Annotated in this window: 10 protein-coding genes; 2 read left to right on the forward strand and 8 right to left on the reverse strand. The window is 35.4% G+C overall.

Annotated elements, in window-relative coordinates:
- From LY28_RS19205 to LY28_RS14800, 4 genes are all read right to left on the reverse strand, one after another.
- Positions 1 to 1,926, reverse strand: a 1,926-nt coding sequence (locus LY28_RS19205; RefSeq protein ID WP_242981321.1) for a cohesin domain-containing protein, incomplete at its 3' end; no start/stop codon positions are given.
- A gap of 499 nt (positions 1,927 to 2,425) precedes the next feature.
- The gene (sigI, locus tag LY28_RS14790; protein ID WP_110462955.1) at positions 2,426 to 3,172 is read right to left on the reverse strand and encodes an RNA polymerase sigma-I factor; all 747 of its coding nucleotides are present in this window, start codon (positions 3,170 to 3,172) and stop codon (positions 2,426 to 2,428) included.
- An 866-nt stretch (positions 3,173 to 4,038) separates the two neighbouring features.
- Entirely contained in the window at positions 4,039 to 4,689 is a 651-nt protein-coding gene (locus LY28_RS14795) for a response regulator (RefSeq protein WP_110462956.1), read from the reverse strand.
- Positions 4,646 to 9,796: a protein kinase domain-containing protein gene (locus tag LY28_RS14800; protein WP_165835587.1), complete on the reverse strand. Its 5,151-nt coding sequence runs from the start codon at positions 9,794 to 9,796 to the stop codon at positions 4,646 to 4,648. Before LY28_RS14800 ends, LY28_RS14795 begins: the two co-directional genes overlap by 44 nt.
- Positions 9,797 to 10,701: 905 nt before the next feature.
- Here LY28_RS14800 and LY28_RS14810 point away from each other — a divergent pair.
- Both LY28_RS14810 and LY28_RS14815 read left to right on the forward strand, forming a co-directional pair.
- On the forward strand, positions 10,702 to 11,637 hold the full coding sequence (locus tag LY28_RS14810; protein ID WP_110462959.1) for a tyrosine-type recombinase/integrase: 936 nt from the start codon (positions 10,702 to 10,704) through the stop codon (positions 11,635 to 11,637).
- Positions 11,638 to 11,727: 90 nt separating this feature from the next.
- Complete coding sequence (locus LY28_RS14815; RefSeq protein ID WP_110462960.1) at positions 11,728 to 12,204, forward strand: MGMT family protein; 477 nt, start codon at positions 11,728 to 11,730, stop codon at positions 12,202 to 12,204.
- A gap of 252 nt (positions 12,205 to 12,456) precedes the next feature.
- Here the strand turns inward: LY28_RS14815 and ygiD are convergent, their stop codons facing one another.
- The 4 genes from ygiD to LY28_RS14835 form a co-directional block, all read right to left on the reverse strand.
- A complete protein-coding gene (gene ygiD, locus LY28_RS14820) occupies positions 12,457 to 13,227 on the reverse strand; it encodes a 4,5-DOPA-extradiol-dioxygenase (protein ID WP_110462961.1) in 771 nt (256 codons plus the stop codon).
- A gap of 491 nt (positions 13,228 to 13,718) precedes the next feature.
- Positions 13,719 to 18,038: a leucine-rich repeat protein gene (locus tag LY28_RS14825; RefSeq protein WP_165835588.1), complete on the reverse strand. Its 4,320-nt coding sequence runs from the start codon at positions 18,036 to 18,038 to the stop codon at positions 13,719 to 13,721.
- A 275-nt stretch (positions 18,039 to 18,313) separates the two neighbouring features.
- A complete protein-coding gene (locus LY28_RS14830) occupies positions 18,314 to 19,738 on the reverse strand; it encodes a lipopolysaccharide biosynthesis protein (protein WP_110462963.1) in 1,425 nt (474 codons plus the stop codon).
- Positions 19,731 to 20,591 carry a Coenzyme F420 hydrogenase/dehydrogenase, beta subunit C-terminal domain gene (locus LY28_RS14835; protein WP_242981323.1) on the reverse strand — a complete coding sequence of 287 codons (861 nt, stop codon included), beginning with the start codon at positions 20,589 to 20,591 and terminating at the stop codon, positions 19,731 to 19,733. Before LY28_RS14835 ends, LY28_RS14830 begins: the two co-directional genes overlap by 8 nt.
- Between the last annotated feature and the right edge of the window lie 134 nt (positions 20,592 to 20,725).

Raw genomic sequence — 20,725 nt, forward strand, 5'->3', positions numbered from 1 at the left:
ACCATCGCCAAATGCTCCGCCTTCATTGAATTTTACAGGAGTTGTTACTTTTTGAGTTCCTGTAATTTCAAATGTAATATTTGCCAATATTCCGTCTTCAGTAATAAGCTCATCACCTATTGTGTTGTCAAGGAATACGAAACTGATTGTTCCCTTTGTTGCATCTATCTTTGTCGAGAAGTTTACTGCTGCATTCTTAACTATGTCACCAGCTTCTACTTTTGTAGCTTTGAGAAGTGCGCTGTCATATCCAACATAGAAGTTGAAGGTTCCTACATTACCTGCTTTTGCAACATCTGCCATAGTTATTGGCAATGTTACTGTCTCACCTGTTTTACCTGCTGCTGTTCCTATTTTAACGCTTAGTGCATTTCCGCTTCCGCTGTTAATGATTTTCAGAGTTAATACAGGATTTGCTGCCACACCAAAATCAAATGTAAGTGATTTTGTTCCAAGAGCTTGTTTTGCCAAGTAGCTCTTTAAGATTGTAACTGTAGTACCGGATACTGTATAGTCAGTACCGCTTGTTAAACCGGTAATACCCTTGAAGGTATTTCCGTTTGCAGTATAAGTAACCTTAACATCTGCAGGAGCAGCCTGATCATAGGTTGCGGTTGCAGGACTTATAACAGGCAGAGCTGTTCCTCCGTCTGTTATAGCTACACTGCCGTCAGTAAACTTGACATTGCTTATTTTAGACATGTTGCCATCACCGAAAGCTCCGCCTTCGTTGAATTTTACAGCTGTTGTTGTTTTTGCTGTTCCTAGAATGGTGAACTTGATGTTTGCTAATACCCCATCAGAAGAAATAAGCTCATCACCTATTGTATTGTCAAGGAATACAAAACTTATTGTTCCATTCTTTATCTGTGTTGAGAAATTAACTGCAGGATTTACAATTATGTCTCCTGCTGTTACTGATTCAGCCTTAAGAAGAGCTGCATCATAACCAACATAGAAATTGAAGGTTCCAACCTTGCCTACTTTTGCAACATCTTTAAAGGTTACAGGTACTGTTACTGTATCCCCTGCCTTGCCTGATGCTGTTCCAATTGTTACGCTAAGGCCGTCAGTCGGTTGTTGTTCACCTTTAACTGTAACTGTATATACAGGATTATTGGTTACGCCAAAATCAAAAGTTAACTTATATGTACCATTAGCAAGCTTTGACAAATAATTTTTTGAGATTGTAACCTTATCCCCTGATACTGTGTAGTCAGTACCCTTTGTCAAATCCTTTATTCCAGCGAATGTATTCCCATTAGCTGTCAATGTTGTTGATAAATCTGCAGGTGCAGCCTTATCAAAGGTTCCGGACGTTGGAGCTATTGTCGGGTCTATCACCTGAGTTCCGCCATTTGGCTCTTTTCCTGAAACAAGACTTCCACTTAAGAAAGCAGTAACCTTATCAGTTGATGCATATGTAGAAGATGGAACAAAGGAATAGTCATTAGACATATCATAGTTGCTCCAATCTGTTCTTGCAGACCTTGTCTGTACTACTAAAGTTCCTCCTGCAGGAATGCTGCCCGAGGTGAAGCTAACTTCAATGTAAGTGTCTGCAGTTGAAATAGGTGAGCTCATGTTAACAAACGCTCCCTTTACGCTACTTGTAACAGCAGTATAGTTACTTGAGTTAGGACCCATCGTTGCCGCATGGTCACAGTAGAAATTTTGAGCAGTATCCTTATCCTTGGTATAGTAATATCTCAGTTTAAGATCTGCCAGATTAACAGCTGAACTGCCATTATTAGTCACCTGGAAATTTGCATTTATTGTATTAGCAGCTGTTTGCGAACTTCCATTGTTGCTAAATTTGACATCCAAGCTTGAAGTTGCTGCAAAAGCAGTAATCCCGGATGCAAATAATGTTACCAACATTGATAATACCAATAAGATAGACGTTGCCTTTTTACGCATTCGCATTAATAAATACCTCCTGTTATATTATTTTTTTATGAAAACCATTTTCTGCACAGAGCCTGTCGGGGTAACTCGTACATTCAGTTATTTGTCGAAACAGCGCAGTCATTATCATTTGTATATTAAAGGCTTAAATAATAATTTTCTCCCCTTTGCCGTCGAATTAACTGAATTATTAATTTCACCCCCTTTTTTATTTTTATTGGCTGAGTGGGTATTTAAACTCACCAAATACAATGGTTTTCACAGATACTATTTTGAAGAAATAACCCCATAGAAAAGTATAGAACTATTTCCCAATATAGACATGCGTTAACATACCCTTGCTTTACGCTGGTCAAATAAAAATAAGCTTACCCAATATTTAAGTGAATAGCTTATTTTTATTTCCCTTTTCCCTTCACAATTTCGCAAGCTTTTTATTATGCAAATTATCCTTAGTATATTTAGAACTTGTGATTTAAAAGTCGTATTAATTCAATTTTAAGTAATTTTTGATGTTTTATTGGAGATACATACCATTATCATCAGTATTTGTAAAAAAATCCTTTATTCCCTCAAGATTGCCTTTTAAAATTATTGTAACTGCAATTATATATTTTCTGTTTCTTTCAACTGTCCTTTTATGTACATTGACGAATTTCATCAAATCTGATAAAGGCAGCATCCTCTTTCTGACAAGTTTATTGTTTAACATTTCATTTTCGGCAATTATCTTTGCAATTTGAATACATAGACTTCGAGAGTCCCTATGTCTTGGAGAGCATTCGACCAATTCCTCCAAGGTAATCCCGTATTCCTTCAGCTGCTGCTCAAACAACAATATTTCTTCTCTAATCTCAATCTTTTCATATTGGTTGAAGGAATCACATATTAGATACCTTTCTTCAAAGCCCTCATCATCCTCGAAATATGAAAAAGGAACATCTTTCAAATACTTTTTGTTAAATCTGATGTAGTCTATTATTCTATGCCTTATAACCATTTCTGCATATTTAAAGAAGTTAGAATTCTTCTTAACATCATACATATCAATCGCTTCATTAAACGCTAACAAACCAATACTATATTCTTCATTGTTTTCATCTACGTACTTTCCAACCAAATGAGACAGCGTTTTTAAAATATATGGCTTATAATCATTAATAAATTTATTTTTAAGCACGTTATCACCATTTTTTATTTTTTCAAAAATAGTGTTAATATTATTTGAATAGTTAATATGTTGATTCAAATATTCTACTTTCAAGCGTTAATATCCCTCCTAAACTACAAGTATTTAAAAACTCTCAAATATTAGATTTATAACAAACTAAATAATTGAAATCACAGATTTATGAGTTAAAGCCGTTTTGCTAAAAAACTCATATACCCTGAAGGCTAAGTAGCTAAGATTTTGTATTTGTAATTGGATTAAAAGAATAGTTATAGGTAAGGTATATGTTGTTTAATATTAAACTTTCGCTGAATCAAATTAAACTTCACAATAAGTGGAGACAGAATAATTTATAATAATACACAATAATTAATTTGCCTCCTTTATTGAATACATTTAATCCCATATAAGACTATAAGTGCATACTATCATAAGTAATTTATTTTGTATATGTTTTTATACTAATCGCCAACAAATTACACATTATAGCAATTTTTTGCACCATAAAACATATATTCCCTAAAACTTTCTTCTAAATTTTACATTTTTTACTTTATTGTCCATCAAATATGAAAATAGTACACATATATGGTCTCAAATACAGGCAGCTCTGTTCACCAATTATTAATAGTATATATTAATCTAAAATCATAGCCTTTACTACAGTTTCGAAAGTGTTTAACCAGCATAGGCATCCTCTCTTTTCACTCTATTTTTTGAATAAGTATCCAACAAAACCCAGTACTATATTTTACCATAATATCCGTCCATATTCCATAGTTTTTACAAATTCTTTTCATATTTCTACATTTTTTACATCGTATTATGTCTGATATACCTTACAAAATTGCCAAAATTATTTAAACAGTTTAAAGAAACGGAAGCTTTCCCCATAGCCCCTTTGCTTTATACTAATATTATCCGCACTACACCCGATATTTAGCTATATGCCCGTTAGTCTAGTCATAATTGAACCTTTTATTTATATACTTATTTTTTACGGCATAAACCGCCAGTGAGGTTCTATCTGAAAGTCCCAGCTTACTGAGGATACTGGTAATGATATTCTTGACTCTCCCTTCCGTAATCTTAAGTGCTGCCGCAATTTCCTTGTTGCTTTTTCCGCATACTACCAGCTCTATCAACTTTATTTCTCTCTCAGTTAATGCATACTCAGGTTTTTTATTATCCGTCTGATTGAATCTATTAACTATATTCTGATAAACACTTTCATCAATAACATTTAGCCCCTTCGACGTCCCCTTTATAGTAGCTATCAGCTTTTCGGCATTTATGTCTTTTAGGATATATCCGTCAGCACCATTCTTTAAGGCTTCTGCCACAATATCATCATCATCAAATGTAGTCAGAACCAATACCTTAATATCTGAGGAATATGACTTTATTAGCTTAGTCCCTTCTATTCCATCACAGCAAGGCATTTTTAAATCCATTAAAACCAGCTCCGGATTATGTAACTTGCATAGTTCAAATGCCTCATAGCCGTTTAAAGCCAGTCCAACAACCTCGATCTCATTATCACTGTCTATAATAAATTTAAAGCCTTCACCTATTAGTCTCTTGTCTTCTGCAATCAGCACCTTTATCATATGTTTGCACCCCCGCTTCTAAAGGAATATACACATTTACATTAAATCCCCCGTCACCGCTCGACCCATACGTAAGCCTTCCGCCTACCGAAGCCACCCGTTGCTCCATTCCGGAGAGCCCCATTCCTTTTTTTATTCGCATGCAGCCTATGCCGTTATCTATTATGAATAGCCTAATAAAATCCTTTTCAATAATAAGAGATATTACAACCTCTTTGGCTTTTCCATGGCGGACTGCATTCGTAATAGCTTCCTGACAAATTCTGTAAATCACTTCATTATAATCTGCTTTGCTATCATTACTCTCACCGTCAAAACTCAAATCTATTTCTATCCCCAGATAGCTATATTCTATTACTAACTTTCTCAAGGAATTTATTATATTATTCTCTTCAAGGTTTTTTGGCCCGAAACCCTTTATGGATCTTCTAAGCTCTTTTAATCCGGCTTTGGCAGTGTGATTAACAGCATTTATCATTTCCGCAGCTTTTTTCTGATCCTCGAGGCATGTCCTGCTGCAAACTTCAAGCTGAGTAGTTATCAATGTCATCGCATAACCCAGTGTATCGTGTAGGTCTCTTGCCATTCTGTTCCTTTCCTTTTCAGCTGCAAGCTCTTCCACTACTTTCGTATGTTCTCTCAATTTTTCAAGCATGTATTCAAGCTCAATATTCTTTTTGTTCAGCTCCTCTGTCCTGTCGCAAACTTTTTGCTCAAGATTAAGACTCCACTTTTCAATCTCCTCCGAATATTTTTTCAGCCGCTTATACAGACGTGCATTTTCAATAGAAACACCTGCCTGACTGCATATCAGCTCTAATGCTTTTCTGTCCTCTTCATCAAAAAGTCCCGACATAAGCTTATTGTCAAGATATATTACTCCTAAAAGCTCCTTTTTGTTTATAATAGGAGCACAAATAACAGATCTGATTTCCTGAGATATAACGCTGTGCTGCATATTTAATTCACTGTCAGCTAAAGCATCGTAGATAATAATTGGCTTTAGCTCCTTTTCTACTCTTGAGATAATTTTTCTGCTCAGCTCATACGGCGAGCCTGTTATTTCATATCCATTAATATTGCGGACAACATTTACTTCAAGCTTCTTATCACCCTTCTCCGGATAAAGCAATACAATTCCTCTCTGGGCACCTACCAGCTCAATTGCATTGTCCATTATTTTCTCAAGCAGAATGTCAATATCCAGTATAGAGCTGATAACCCTTCCTATTCTGACAACAACATCAAATTTGTTGCTTGCAATCAGCAGCCCTGTATTTTTATCTTCATTACGGCCGAAGGCTCTGACCAAATCACACTCTATCAATTCAGTGCACTTTTTTATATATTCTTTTGATCCTATTTCAACAAATATATTATATGCTCTCTTAATATTCCTGTGGTATTCCTCCTCCTTTTGAATATTATTAAGAAAACACGCATATTCAAATAGGCTGCATCCCAGCTCATATTTTCTGTTAATTGAAGTATAATGCTTAATGCTATCCTTATAAAAATTTTCCGCAAGTCTTTTTTTATTTCTGAAAGCATGATATGCCGCCATTGCCCGCAGAGAAGCACCGTAAACATTTGCCCAAGTACGGGTGACCTTCATTGCGGTAACACACGCTTTATAAACCTTGCTTAATTCATTATGATTCAAGTCCTTCCTCAATGCATGATTTTCCTTCAGCAGTGCTAAAGATGATTGTGCAAGCATCACATAAGCATTTCCTGTACTTTCTTTATTCAAATTATACTTCTTATCAAGCTCAACAGCCTCTTCGAAGCATTGGGAAGCCTTTAAATATTCTTTTTTCTCAAAATGAATTACACCTGAGCAATATATTGCCACACAATAAGGAAACCAGAGTTTTTCTCTTTCTCCAAGTTGAATTGCCTGATTTATCAGTACCAGTGCTTTATCAAAATCTCCTCTTTCTATGTAGCACAATGCCAGTCTTGCCTTCCCAAAGCAATTGCCATAATAATTATCAATTTTTACAGATATTTTTATATACTGGCTCAGTTTTTCACATGCCGCCTCATAATTGCCTGTATACTGATATATAGAAGCAGCAATACTTAAATTTGTAGAGTATTCCCAAGTATCTCCAACCTGCTTAAAGGTTTCAGTAGATTCCTGTACTGAATCCATAGCCCTTTGATAATTCCCCTGCCACAAATGAGAATACGCTATAAACTGCAAGCTCTGTGCAATACCATACTTATCTCCCAATTCCCTTTTAACCTGCAGCGCAACTCCATGAAAGCTCATAGCTCTTTTATATTTGCCCTCCATAGCACTGTGAATAGCACAGCCTGTATAAAGCACACAAATTTCTCTTTTTCCGGCCAGACGCTTTCTTGCTATGCTCATGCCCTTAACCGATATATACCTGATTTTATCCGGGCTGCTTACCGCATATGACCAGCACAGGGGATAAAAAATAAGTAATTTCTCTTTTGCTTCCGCACTATAGTCTCTTTCCTTTTTCTCGTAAATTGAACTGATAAAAAGCCTATTGTAAAAGATAAAAATCAAATACTCTTTCAGCAGTCCAAGCTTCGAGCTTCTGCTTTTATCAGGTATTTCTTCTCCCAGCAGCCGTAATGCCTCTATAAGATAGTCTTGTGCCTCTTTAATGCTGCCCTTTTTAAAGTAAGCGGTTCCTATCTTGCTGAGTATCCTCGCTCTGTCAAGGGCATTTTCGTAATATGGCAGTATTTCCTTTGCTAAGCTTACAGCTTTATCACTGTCGCCAACAATTATATATGCCTCCACCATTTCATTATAAATGCGGATAAAATCGGCAGAACTATACTGTGCATTACCTTCCATATACTCTAATGCCAGCTTAAAATATCTTAACGCATCCTCCGTTGCAAATGACTCTTTTGATTTATATGCTGCCGGAATGATGTATTTAGGGGCTTTACGCCTGTCAGTACTCTCAATATAATGATGTACGATATCAAAAAAATATTGCTCCCTGCCTTCTAAAAAGTATTGCTCTAAAATTTCTGCAAGCTGATAATGCAGCTCACAGGCCTCCTGTTCTGACATTTTTTCCAAAACAGCATCTCTTATACGGTCATGAGTGAAGATATACCTTCCCTTTTCAGTTAAATGCTCGATAATTTGAATATCACTAATCTGCTCTAAAATATCAAGCAGCTTTGTCCACTCAACACCTGAAAATGTTGCAAGAATAGCGGAATCAAAATTTCTTCCTATAATAGCAGCCTTTTCAAGGATACTTCTTTGTCCTTCAGAAATATTTGCTAATCTGTTAAGAACAATCCCCACAATATTTTCAGGAAGATCAAAATCATTAAGCGCGTCCCAGTTTAATATCCATCTGTCCTCCTCAAAAACCAAAATAGAATTATCCGCCAATGTTCTGATTAAAGTGGTCGCATATAGAGGATTGCCTCCTGATTTAGTATATACATAGTCTGAAAATCCCGGCAAATCATTGATGCACTCCCCTATACCCATTTCAACCAATTTTCTTGTTCCATTTGAGCTAAGAGGAAAAAGCTTGATTAATTGAATCGCCGGTGACTTCAGGTTCTTCATATAGATCTTTTTAATACCGCTGCCTTCTGCCACTTCATCATCTCTAAAAGTACCTATAATTAACAGGTTTGATCTGTATACATACCTTCCTATCTCTTCAACCAGCTTTAATGTTCCTGAATCTGCCCAGTGAAGGTCATCCAGAAAAATTACACAAAACCTTTCCTCGGATACAAGATTCATAAAAAAATTTGCTAATGTCATTAAAAATCTTTTTAGCTCCCTGTTTGATTCCAAAGGAGTTATCCGAGGAGCCTCTCCTAATATTTTTGTAACCCTCGGGTTTAATGTGCTGACACATCCGCTTAACTCTCCTAATGCATTCCTTAGTCTGCTTGTTTCCTTAAGCTGAGTTGCAGTGTCATAGGAATTGAACTTGTTTAAATAGTCATCGATAATATCTTTAAAAGGCTGATACGGATTTTTGTTTTCATTGTCCAGACAAATTCCTTTTAAAAGCAATCCATTATTCCTATAAACATAGCTCCTTACTTCCTTAACCAATCTGCTTTTTCCTACACCCGACTCTCCTGCTATCAGCAATATACTTCCTTTATTATTTGAAGCATTTGTAATTGCATCCAAAAGTATTTGAAATTCACACTCGCGTTCTATTATTCCCATATAAGAGCTTATTTTCTTCCGTTTATCCTTGCAGCCTATATTAAAATCCCTGCCGCCATTCATGTACCTGTTCAAGTCATATATTAAGCCTGATACTGATGAGTACCGCTGATCCGGATCTTTTGCTATAAGTTTTAAAACAATTTTATCAAGTGTGCTGTCTATATTAGGGTTTATTTCACTTGGATTTGGCGGATTGAAAGCTGCAAGCATATGAATAATAGAGTTTACATCCTCTCCATAAATAGGTGCTTTCCCTGTAAGCATGTGATAAACTAATATTCCAAAGGAATATATGTCACTTCTCTCATCCAATCCTTTATTTATTATGCCAATAGCCTCGGGAGACATATATCCCCATGTGCCGGCTATAGCCAAAGGGGCTTTAAATTCTGATGCATCCATCAAAACAGATACACCAAAATCAAGAACTTTAACACTTTTTGAGATATCTTTAAAATCCTTGTTAATAAATATATTTGCCGGTTTTAAGTCTCTGTGGATAATTCCTTTACTATGCACATATTCAAGTGCCTTTGCAATATAAAGAGTTATTTCAAGAGCTTCCCTTATTTCTATAGGCTTATTGTCAATTAATTTAGAGGATAAACTGATTCCTTCAAGCAGTTCCATTATCACATAAGGAAATCCTTTAAACTCACCGATTCCATATGTCTTTATTATATTGGGATGATTAAAGCCACTTATTATTGAAGCTTCTCTTTTGAATTGTATAATATGTTCTATATAGCCGGAAGTAATTTGAGGCTTTAATACTTTCAGAGCAAATTCCTTGTTTGAACGGATGTCAGTTACCTTAAGAACAAAACTGGATATTCCCTCTCCTATGGTCCCTGAAACCTTGAATTTACCATCAATTATACTTCCAATATCAAACACATTATACCCCATTTCAAGTATTTTTCTTATGTTGGGTACGCTAACCTGTCGATTCGCTATATTTTAATTTAAGCCCTCACCTTGCTTTGCGGTACAAAACTTGACAAAAAACTATTATGGAGAGCTTTTTCTTTGTAAATTTAAAACCTCTGCCAAACTTTTTTATTATTATAACATAATTGCACTTTGTTAACAATATATTCAACATCTTGAAAAGGTGAAATAAGTCACCTTTTTTACAGTGACTTATTTCACCTTTCCTTCCTGATAATTTTAAGCTAAACTTAGTTAGAGAGTATGTTTCATATCAAATTATGTCAGCGTCAAAGTAGTGTGACAAAATAATGAACACTACTTTGATTCTAAACAAATTATTTAAACATGCTTTGGAAGGGAACCGTTCATTATTAATAGCGGTCATTTTATGGCAAGCCGGGATAAGCTTGAAAAACAAACTATATTTTTCACTTTATCCTCCTATATATATGTTTTTATAAATACTCCTATTATGGTAAGAAATCTGCCTTATTATATACCTGTAGATTTCGAAAAACTTCAAAGAAAAAGAGCATCGCTAAAAACGATACTCTTTTTCTTTTTGCCTTAGAAAATTCAAATAAAACATTCGACTTTTTTTGTCAATAATTATAATATTTATAATGTCAATCACTATCGGCCGAAAGCTTGAGGATAAATCTCCTAAAGCCAAAGGACAAATTCTAACAAACTGCGTTCAAAGCCAGCTTAAAAGCTTGCTTCGCCTGAAAAAGGCGAAATAAATATCGTCCTTGCTATAGATATCATTGCGAAGGCTGGAGCCGTAATTGACCTTAGTCAATTGTATTGGTTGGCTATATATGCTATAAGTCTTTAAGCCATTAGTAAAATTTTAAGGAGCAATAAAAATGTTAAATTTGTACAAATTAACTTCTAACTATCTAGGATACTGCAAATATCAAAAGAATTTGAATGACAAATCTCTAAAAGCTTATAAAATTGATCTAAGTCAATTTGCATCCTTCATGGAAGGATCCGATGGGGATTTAAACAAAACCAATATTTCAAATTACATCACCTGCCTTCATAAAACCTATAAGCCTAAAACCGTAAAAAGAAAAATTGCTTGCTTAAAGGCCTTTTTTAATTATCTCGAATATGACGAAATCATAGAAAAAAATCCCTTTACAAAAATGAAAATTAAATTTCAAGAGCCGTTTCTTTTGCCTAAAACAGTCTCGCTTAATACCATTCAAGCCGTTCTCTCTGAAGCATATCGTGAATCTCAATCCACAAATAAAGCCGGCTATTATTATAAAGCTGTAATACGTGACATAGCCGTTCTTGAACTGCTTTTTGCCACAGGCGCCAGAGTTTCAGAGCTATGCTCGCTTAATGTTAGCGATGTAAGTCTCTGCGATGGATTTATTAAAATTTATGGAAAAGGCTCCAGAGAACGAATTGTCCAAATAGGCAATGATGAAGTCATTCTGGCATTAAGAAACTATAGGATTGCTTTCCCCTCCAAAAACAACGCCAATGATTTTTTCTTTATAAACCGTTTGGGTAACCGCCTTTCAGAACAATCGGTAAGACTTATGATTACCAAATACGTAGATAAAGCAGGTCTGCAGGTTCATATCACTCCTCATATGTACAGGCACTCTTTAGCAACATTATTATTGGAAGAGGATGTTGATATACGGTATATCCAACATATATTAGGTCATAGCTCCATAGTTACAACCCAGATATACACCCATGTCACATCAAATAAGCAAAAGTCCATTCTAGTGGCTAAGCATCCCAGAAACAAGGTTGTTTTGGATAAAGGGCAAATATAACTCCTATATATTTCGCAAAAAATAAATTGTCTCATTGCAATAATAAATTATTTGGAATATTCTTTTATAAAAGACCAAGGAGGTGTAAAAATGGCAAATGAGAAACACAAGGATTTTAATGCAATGCTGCTGAACAGTAAAGATATGCCTAAAACACAAATTATTGCGGATCAAAAAAGCATAGAAAAATATGGCGGTTCCAAAATGTATTTTGCCCCGCCGAAAGCTTACGATAACGTTATGAAAGCAGTCCCGTATGGAAAGGTTCTTACAACAGGGCAGATTCGTGAATATTTTGCAGCCGGGAATAATTCAGACTTTACAGATCCTATCACCGCCGGTATTTTTGTTTCAATTGCAGCGTGGGCAAGCGAGCAGCGGCGCGACGACAAAACACCGTACTGGAGAACTCTGAAGGCAAACGGAGAACTAAACCCCAAATATCCCGGCGGTATCGATGCTCAAAAAGAAAAATTGGAAGCCGAAGGCCATACCATTATAAAACGTGGCAGGACAAATATTAGATATTATGTACTAAATTTTATGGATAGCCTCTATATACTGTAATTTTTTCAGATAATTTTGTCTGCGTAGAGAGGGTGAAAGAGTGTTTGAAATTTTTCTGTTAATAACTTTCAATGATATTATTCGGGGAGATGAAGGCTTAATTTTGCCTCCATCCCTTCAATTAACGGAATCAGATTGATGCTTCGTCCTTCACTCATTCCCTGAATGGGAAACTGCAGCTTGAATAGGATTAAACGTTTATTAATAATTCCTTTTAATGATATTTTTCTTCGGCATATCATGATGAGACAACTATGTAAATAAATAACTTGTCATAGACAAGGAGCCCATCATACAACTGTTATTATACACAGATACTTGATCCCCTTCATCGGAGGCACCAAGGATGTATAAAATCGGGTTAAAATGATCCGGCACAGGCACGGCTAATTTTGCTGTCTCTCCCAAGCTCAGATAACTAAGGAGCTTCTCATGATTTCTATTTTCAATATTCTCTTTCACAAAATCATCAAACTTATACGCCCAATCAAAACCGCCGTCCTTCATTCCCCAATCAATCATCCGCAGGTTGTGCACAATATTTCCGGTGCCAAACAAAAGAACACCTTGCTGCCTTAAAGCTTTTAAATCCTTGCCTATCTGATAATGAACCTCCGGCGGTGCAGAGGCATCTATACTAATCTGAAAAACCGGGATATCCCTCTCCGGGAACATATGCACCAAAACAGACCATGTGCCGTGGTCAATGCCCCATGAATTATCAAATACACTTTGTTTAATGATTAAATTTTTTGCATTCTCTGCAAGCTCCGGATTGCCGGGGGCATTATACAGAACTTCGTATAGCTCTTTAGGAAATCCGTACATATCATAAATGGTTTTTGGATTTTCCTCATTCATAATCTTTGTACCCTTCGTATACCAGTGTGCTGAGATTGATACGATTGACGTAGGCTTAGGTATTTTCTTCACCATCTCTCTCCAGCTTCTAGTATAGGGATTATCTTCTATTGCATTCATGGGCGAACCGTGACCTACAAACATCATAGGCATGTTAGGCATATCATCAACTCCTCATCTGCTGAACTTTTCACACTCTTAATTACACGTTGGACTTCGGCATCAATACTGCAGTCTCCACATAGGTTATTACTGTAATAATGATGACCGGACGAACCTACTATCCTCTTGCATCAAGGTATATTTTTAAATATCTGTTCTAATTATAACATAGCAACTCCTATTTTATAAACACTTAATCTTGAGGTTTGAGGCTGAAGCCACATAAGCATTAAAAAAGAACTGTTTTATCAGTTCAATTTTTATTGGTTGCTGCAATATTGTTGCATTTTAAAATTTTAATGTCTTGTAATGTGGAGCTCCCAATCAGAGTCGAACTGATGACCTCATCCTTACCATGGAAAAGTATACAAGCCACGCAACTCACTAAATTCAAGGGTTAAATGGCTTGTATTTTTTGTGTACCAATTAAGTACCACTTAAGTCTAATAATATCAAAAATAAGTAACATTGTAATGTCTATTAACAATGTCCTATATTTTGTTTATATTAAAAGTATAATTTTTATTGTCTCCACCAGATTCCGATGTACATGTAATTACAAAAATATTTGCTCCACTGTTAAGAGTAATGGTTATAGGTTGAGTATATGGAATTGGGGTACCATTCATTGTTAATGTTATTACTGCATTTGAATCTTCAGGCACAATGACCGGTTTTATTTTGCTTGCACTAACATTATTTATTGTATATGTATATGTAGTTTTTACAAAGGATATACTCGGAATACCTGTAACACTCTGCAGATAAGGACTGCTTGCCCTTACAACCGTTATTGTATATGTCTGTGAAGCTGCTCCGTTTGTAACAACAATATTTATGGTATCACTGCCTACATTTAGATTTACCGTTGAAGGCTGACCGCTGATTGCAGTATTTCCGTTCACAGCTATTGTACAGCCCGAAATGTTTGTCGTAGGCGTAACTGTAACACTGGTGGTATCGTAGCCAACACTCTGAGTAGTATAATTTAAATTACTGCTTGAGAAGGTTGGATTAAGCGTTCCGCTGCTTATTGCCAGATTGCTCAGAACAGCTCCCTGCTCTCTTTCAACCGCAATAGTGTAAGTCTTTGCAGTCACACCATCTAATGCCGTTACCAGCACGTTTATGGTATTGATGCCAGCTTTCAGGCTGACTGTACTCTGTCCGCCTATCATTGTAGCACCGTTCACCTTTATGGCTGAAGTAGGATCTGCCGCTGCAGCATAAACAACAACGCTTGTTGTTCCATATGGAACCTTTGGAGCGGTATAGGCCAATGTAGCAGATGCAAATGCCGGTGTGAGCGCACCGCTGCTGATTCCAAGATAGGAAAGATATGAATTTGCATCATTTTCAATTATATTTATAGTCACCTGTTGAGCACCATTTTCCAGTGCATTTTCTATATAAGATATTCCTATGATTGCATTTCTGTCACCAGTATAAAGCATATTATCTATTCCTGTTAAAGCAACCGAACCGGATAAGCTTCCGGCAGGTATAACTATTGAGCTGCCTGATACTGCATAATCAGTACCGCAAATTGCTGATCCTGAATAAATGAGATTAACAGTTACATCCTGATAGGATTTATTTGATAACACAGCTGTAATTGTACTTGTACCACCATTTCCCGGCAAACTGCTTTCGGATGTGCTCAAGCTTATAGCCGGCAGACTGTCATTATCATTTATTGTACATTCTCCTTGACTGTCTGTAATACTGCCCCCACTTGCATCTATCAAATTTATACAAAAGCTTTCACTTTGTTCATAATCGGTGTCATCAACTATCGAAACAATTATATATGTAGATTTACTGCCTGCAGGAATAGTTACTTCACCTGAAGTACTTATATAGTCATCCTCTGCTTTTGCAGTATTTTCTGAAGTAGTATAACTGATGGTAATATCACTGCTGCATGCTTTCGAAAGAGATACTGTAAATACAGCAGTTCCGGCATCCTCATTGGCTGTTATATTGTTTACAGATATAAATGTTGAGCTGATTTCTTTTGTAACATTTGACGGAGCGCTATACAAATCTGCTGTATTATTACCGGGTAAATATATCATAGTGATCGGCAATACAGTATTTGTAAAAACACTTGACATTCTGATTACTGAATTTGGAATAAAAATATCTCCTGTTAAGCTTGTACAGCCATAGAAAGAATAATTCATATTTTTAATACCGTTTGGTATTACTGGTACATTGATTAACCCAGTGCACATATAAAAGGCATAGGACATATCTATTACACTATCCGGGATTTGCGGTGCTTGTACCAAATCAGTACATCGTGAAAAAGCGGCATTCATATCAGTCACACTGTTTGGAATTTCCGGCGCTTGAGTCAAGGCCGTACATCCTGAAAATGCATGATTTATACTTGTTACGCTGCTCGAAAGCATCGACACTTGTGTTAACGATGTACATCCGTTAAAAGTATATCTCATATTGGTTACGCTGTTTGGTATCAGAGGTGCTTGTGTTAAGCCTGTACAGCCAGAAAATGTATAAGACATATCTGTTACACTATACGGGATTTCAAGTGCCTGAACCAATCCTTTACAATTCTTAAAAGTATTTGCCATTGATGTAACAGGCTTTCCATCTATTATGGAAGGTACACTTCCGATAATTTTTCCGTCTGCTATACTGCCTGCATATCTGTCTAGTGTGTAAAATTCACCATTATCTGTATACTCCCACAGCAATAAATCAACTTCATTTCCATCTGTGTCTATAGCTGTAACCTGAGGGAAAACAAAACCTGTGCTTTCACTCACATTTCCTACGCCATCCATTGCCCAGGCATAATATGAACCATTCGGCAAATTTGAAAAAACATCAGATACTTGCCAGCCTGAAGTTGGTACACTATTAGTGGAAGTAACGGCATACTTTTCTATAAAATAGTCATCCTGGGCATAAATTTTTACAGCAGCTTCATCCATCACGGTTACACCTGATATTATCGGCAAAGCCGAATCTGTCACTTTTGTAACATTAGTCGGTTCAGCATATGAGCCTGCTATTGTTGACGAATAAATCATAGTTATAGGCATCGATGTGTTTGTAAAAATATTAGTCATTTTGGTCACTGATTTCGGAATAAAAATATTACCTGTTAAATTTGTACAGCCATAAAAAGAATAATTCATATTTTTAATTCCATTTGGAATTATAGGTACATTTATTAACCCTGTACACATATAAAAAGCATAGGACATATCTATTACACTATACGGGATTTCAGGTGCTTGTACCAAGTCAGTACATCGTGAAAAAGCGGCATTTATGTCTGTTACACTGTTCGGAATTTCCGATGCTTGAGATAAAGCTGTACAACCTGAAAAAGTATGGTTTATACTTGTTACACTATTTGGCAGAACAGGTGCTTGAGTCAAACTTACACAGCCATTAAAGGCATATCTCATATTTGTTACTCCGTCCGGTATTTCTGATACTTGGGTTAAGCCCGTACAGCCGGAAAATGTATAAGACATATCTGTTACACTATACGGGATTTCAGGTGCTATTATCAATCCTTTACAATTTTTAAAAGTATTAGCCATTGATGTAACAGGCTTTCCATCTATTAAAGAAGGTACATTTTCTATAATTTTACCGTCAATAATACTTCCTGAGTAACCGTCCAAGCTGTAAGTGTCTCCATTATTAGTAAATTCCCACAATAACAAATCAACTTCATTTCCATCTTTGTCTACAGCAGTTACCTGAGGGAAAACAAAGCCTATGCTTTGACTGACATTTCCTACCCTATCCATTGCCCATGCATAATACCTGCCATCAGAAATGCTTGCAAATTCATTTGATGTCTGCCAGCCTATAGTTGGAACAGTACTGGATGTAGTTATAGCATACTTCTCTACGCTATAATTGTCAGTTGCATTTATTGTTATAGTTCCATCCGCCTCAGTAACACCAAATATTTCTGGTAAAACTGAATCTACTATTTTTGTAACATTTGATGGTGCACTATACGAGCCTGCTATGGTATTATCTGATGAATATATCATTGTTATCGGCATTGATGTGTTTGTGAAAACATTTGACATTCTGATTACTGATTTTGGAATAAATATATCTCCTGTTAAGTTGGTACAACCATAAAAAGAATAATTCACATTTTTAATACCATTTGGTATCACTGATACACTTGTTAACCCTTTACACATGTAAAAAGCATAGGACATGTCTACTACACTATCAGGTATCTCTGGGGTTTGGGTCAAATTAGTACATCTTGAAAAAGCAGCATTCATATCTGTCACACTATTCGGGATTTCAGGTAGCTGGAGCAAAGCTGTACAGCTAGAAAAAGTATGATTTATAGTTGTAACACTACTTGGAAGCACCGGAGCTTGGGTTAATGCTGTACAGTTATTGAAGGTATACCTCATATTTGTTACACCATCCGGAAGCTGTGGTGCTTGCATCAAACCTTTACAGCCAGAGAAAGCATACTCCATATTTGTTACACTATTGGGAAGCTCCGGTGCTTGGGTTAAATCTGTACAACCCTTAAAGGTATTTGACATTACCGTAACAGGATTTCCATTTATCGTAGCAGGTAAACTGCCAATTATTTTACCATCTACAATGTTTCCTTTATAGCCATTCAGACTATAAGTATTTCCATCAGCAGTAAAATCCCACAAACCCAAATCAACCGTATTTCCGTCTGTACCCATACCGACATCTGCCGCATATGCTTTGTCAATTGGAATCATCGTAAATATAAGCATAATTACCAAAGTAAAGCTTAAAAACCTTTTCATAAATCTTCTATTCTCTCCCATAGTTTTTACCCGACAAGAGATATCTTCACTCTATACCTCAATGTCAACCTTCTCCTTAATTTTGTAATTGTAAAATATTTTATTTTTTATAACTTTATCATATTTTACCATAATTTTATATATTTTTTAAATTTTTAACTTACAATTCATGTGTAACTATTTATAAAATTTTAAATAGAATAGGATATTTATTGCGGTACTAGTTTGAAATGTAATACAATTTTGAAAAATAATACAGGACAATAAGCAGCTGACTACTTAAGTAAATGTGTCTCGTTATGAGTATTTATTACCTTTTTAGCAATTGTGAAAATATCCTTATAATAATTAGCTATATTTCCACCCAAAATAGCTATAAAGCAAGCGCATGAAAGAATCTGTGAAAATTGCAAATCAAGAGTCATCAAAATAGCTTGTAATAATAGTAAAGCAAAAGTTGTGATATTTATTTTCCAGTTTAAATCTATAGTCACATATTTTTGTGTGTCAAATATCCGTATCATTACAATAACCAAATAACTAATAACACTTGCAATTAATGCACCGTATATTCCTATAAAAGGTATCGTTATAAAGCATATAAACAAACTTACTGCTGCGCCTATCATAGTAGATACCATAATCATTTTGTTTTTCTTTGCAGCTGTATAGAAAGTACCAAAATAAACTGAATAAGAATTAAGAGCCGCTGATACCATTAAAAGCGGAACATATATCCACGCCTGATAAAAATCTCCTTTCAAAATAAATTTTGATATCAACGGTACAAGCAGTATTAGCCCTGAACACGATATGAGAATAAATGCTGAAAATGCTTTAAAAACATCAGAAAAGAACTCGTTACTATCCTTCTCTCCTAATTCCCTTGATGAAGAAAACTGCCAGGCCTTTTGAAAAATAGATGTCAGCAAATTTACCATAGATGGCAGCTTACTTGCTGCAGTAAATAAACCTGCCAGACCGGCACCGCAAAATCCGGCAATAACATACCTGCTTGACAAATTTGTTATCCACCAGGACAGCATATTGGGTATTTGAGGCAGACTGAATATCAGCATGGATTTTAATAATTCCTTGTCAATACTATCAAAGGAGATATATCTATATATTTTTGAAGCAAACATTATAAATACAGTTGAAATAAAATTAGAAAGAATTATTGAAATCAAATAACCATCAATATCCAAATTAAATCCCACAAGAAAAATCACATTAAATATTCCTAAAAACAACGCATTAAGAATACCACTAACTGCAAACCTTTTAACATGCCCGACACCTCTGGCAAACTGAGCAAATAATTGCCTTAGAGCTGCGGTAAAAAGCATCAATCCAAAATGCCAAGCATACTCATATTTAATAAACCAATTTAAGGCAAATATCAGTACACCAGCTATAATGAAACTTTTAAAAAGAATGTTCAAACCATTTGTTAATAATTTTTTATGGTCTGCATCTTTATCTATTGCATACCTGAAAACCGCATCATAAATACATAATGAAGCAATTGGCAATGCAAACTCAACAGAATTGTTTAATAGCTCTGCTATACCAAACTGTTGTGTTGTCATCGCACTGGTGTAAAGCGGCATTAAAAAAAACAATATGAGTTTTGTTAAAATATTTCCTATTGCAAAAGCAAATGTGTTTGATAAAAGCTGTTTAAACTTGTTATTCACCTTTACTCCTTCTTTTTAATTCATCTTTTAATCTCTCATAAAACTTACGAAGCCTCTTAGGAATTAAAAAACTATAGTCATCAATAAACCTACTTAATCTGTGCTTTAAGCTGCCTCTTCTTTTATAAAAATATTTGTTTTTAACCAATTCAAAATCTCGATGCTCTAAATATTCCTTCCAGAAGTCATCAGATAAAGGGTTCTTTTTATACGGAGTATATAGACTTTTGTTTTTCATTACCTCCTGAATACTTTTTTGTCTAACAATATAAGCTGCACTTATTGCAGAAAAAACCTTGCTTCCCTTTTCAGAATTAATTAAAACCAGTGAAATCCCCTTTTCATCATTTCTATACCTCCTATCGTCAGAAACATATCCCCAAAAGTCAGCAATAGTTATATCGCTTTGACGATTAAGCTTTGTATATTTACATTCATAGCAGCAGTCTCTTGAAAAATAATCCTTTGAAAAGCCGATTAAATATGGATCTGTAAAATAATCTGCAATATAAGGCTTACGACTCCTAAAATCTATCCTCATACTGTAGACAGTCCAGCTTGGCTTTTTATATCTAAAATTAATTTCGGTTATATCGCTATCAATAGTTTTTCTTATGTATTCAATATAATCACTAAACACTAAAGGTGATGGAACGCTATGACATATAATATCAACAGTTATCAAATTATCATATGCCTTTCCTAAATAGCTTCTCAATCCTGCATTTTGGCAAGGTGTTCCCGTAAATAAGACAATTACATTGTTTTCAAGTCTTTGTTTAACTGTTTTATATACATCACCAACATAACTTTGAATATACTTTGAACCTCTGAAATATTTTAGTTTCTTCAAATTGTCTGCTTCTTCATAGACTGCCCTAAACTCATCATCAAATCTGACTCCAAATGCAACTCCCTGCTTTGATAGAACATATCTGACGAGTCCGGAAAATACGCCTCCTGAGGTGCTTATCATTCTAATCTTTT

This window comes from Ruminiclostridium sufflavum DSM 19573 (assembly GCF_003208175.1).
In the GTDB taxonomy this organism is placed as follows: Bacteria; Bacillota; Clostridia; order Acetivibrionales; family DSM-1351; genus Ruminiclostridium; species Ruminiclostridium sufflavum.

Coding starts and splice junctions, on each gene's coding strand:
- LY28_RS14795 (WP_110462956.1), bottom strand. CDS start 4,689: ATGATAAAGGTGCTGATTGCAGAAGACAAGAGACTAATAGGTGAAGGC.
- LY28_RS14810 (WP_110462959.1), top strand. CDS start 10,702: ATGTTAAATTTGTACAAATTAACTTCTAACTATCTAGGATACTGCAAA.
- LY28_RS14815 (WP_110462960.1), top strand. CDS start 11,728: ATGGCAAATGAGAAACACAAGGATTTTAATGCAATGCTGCTGAACAGT.
- ygiD (WP_110462961.1), bottom strand. CDS start 13,227: ATGCCTAACATGCCTATGATGTTTGTAGGTCACGGTTCGCCCATGAAT.
- LY28_RS14825 (WP_165835588.1), bottom strand. CDS start 18,038: ATGAAAAGGTTTTTAAGCTTTACTTTGGTAATTATGCTTATATTTACG.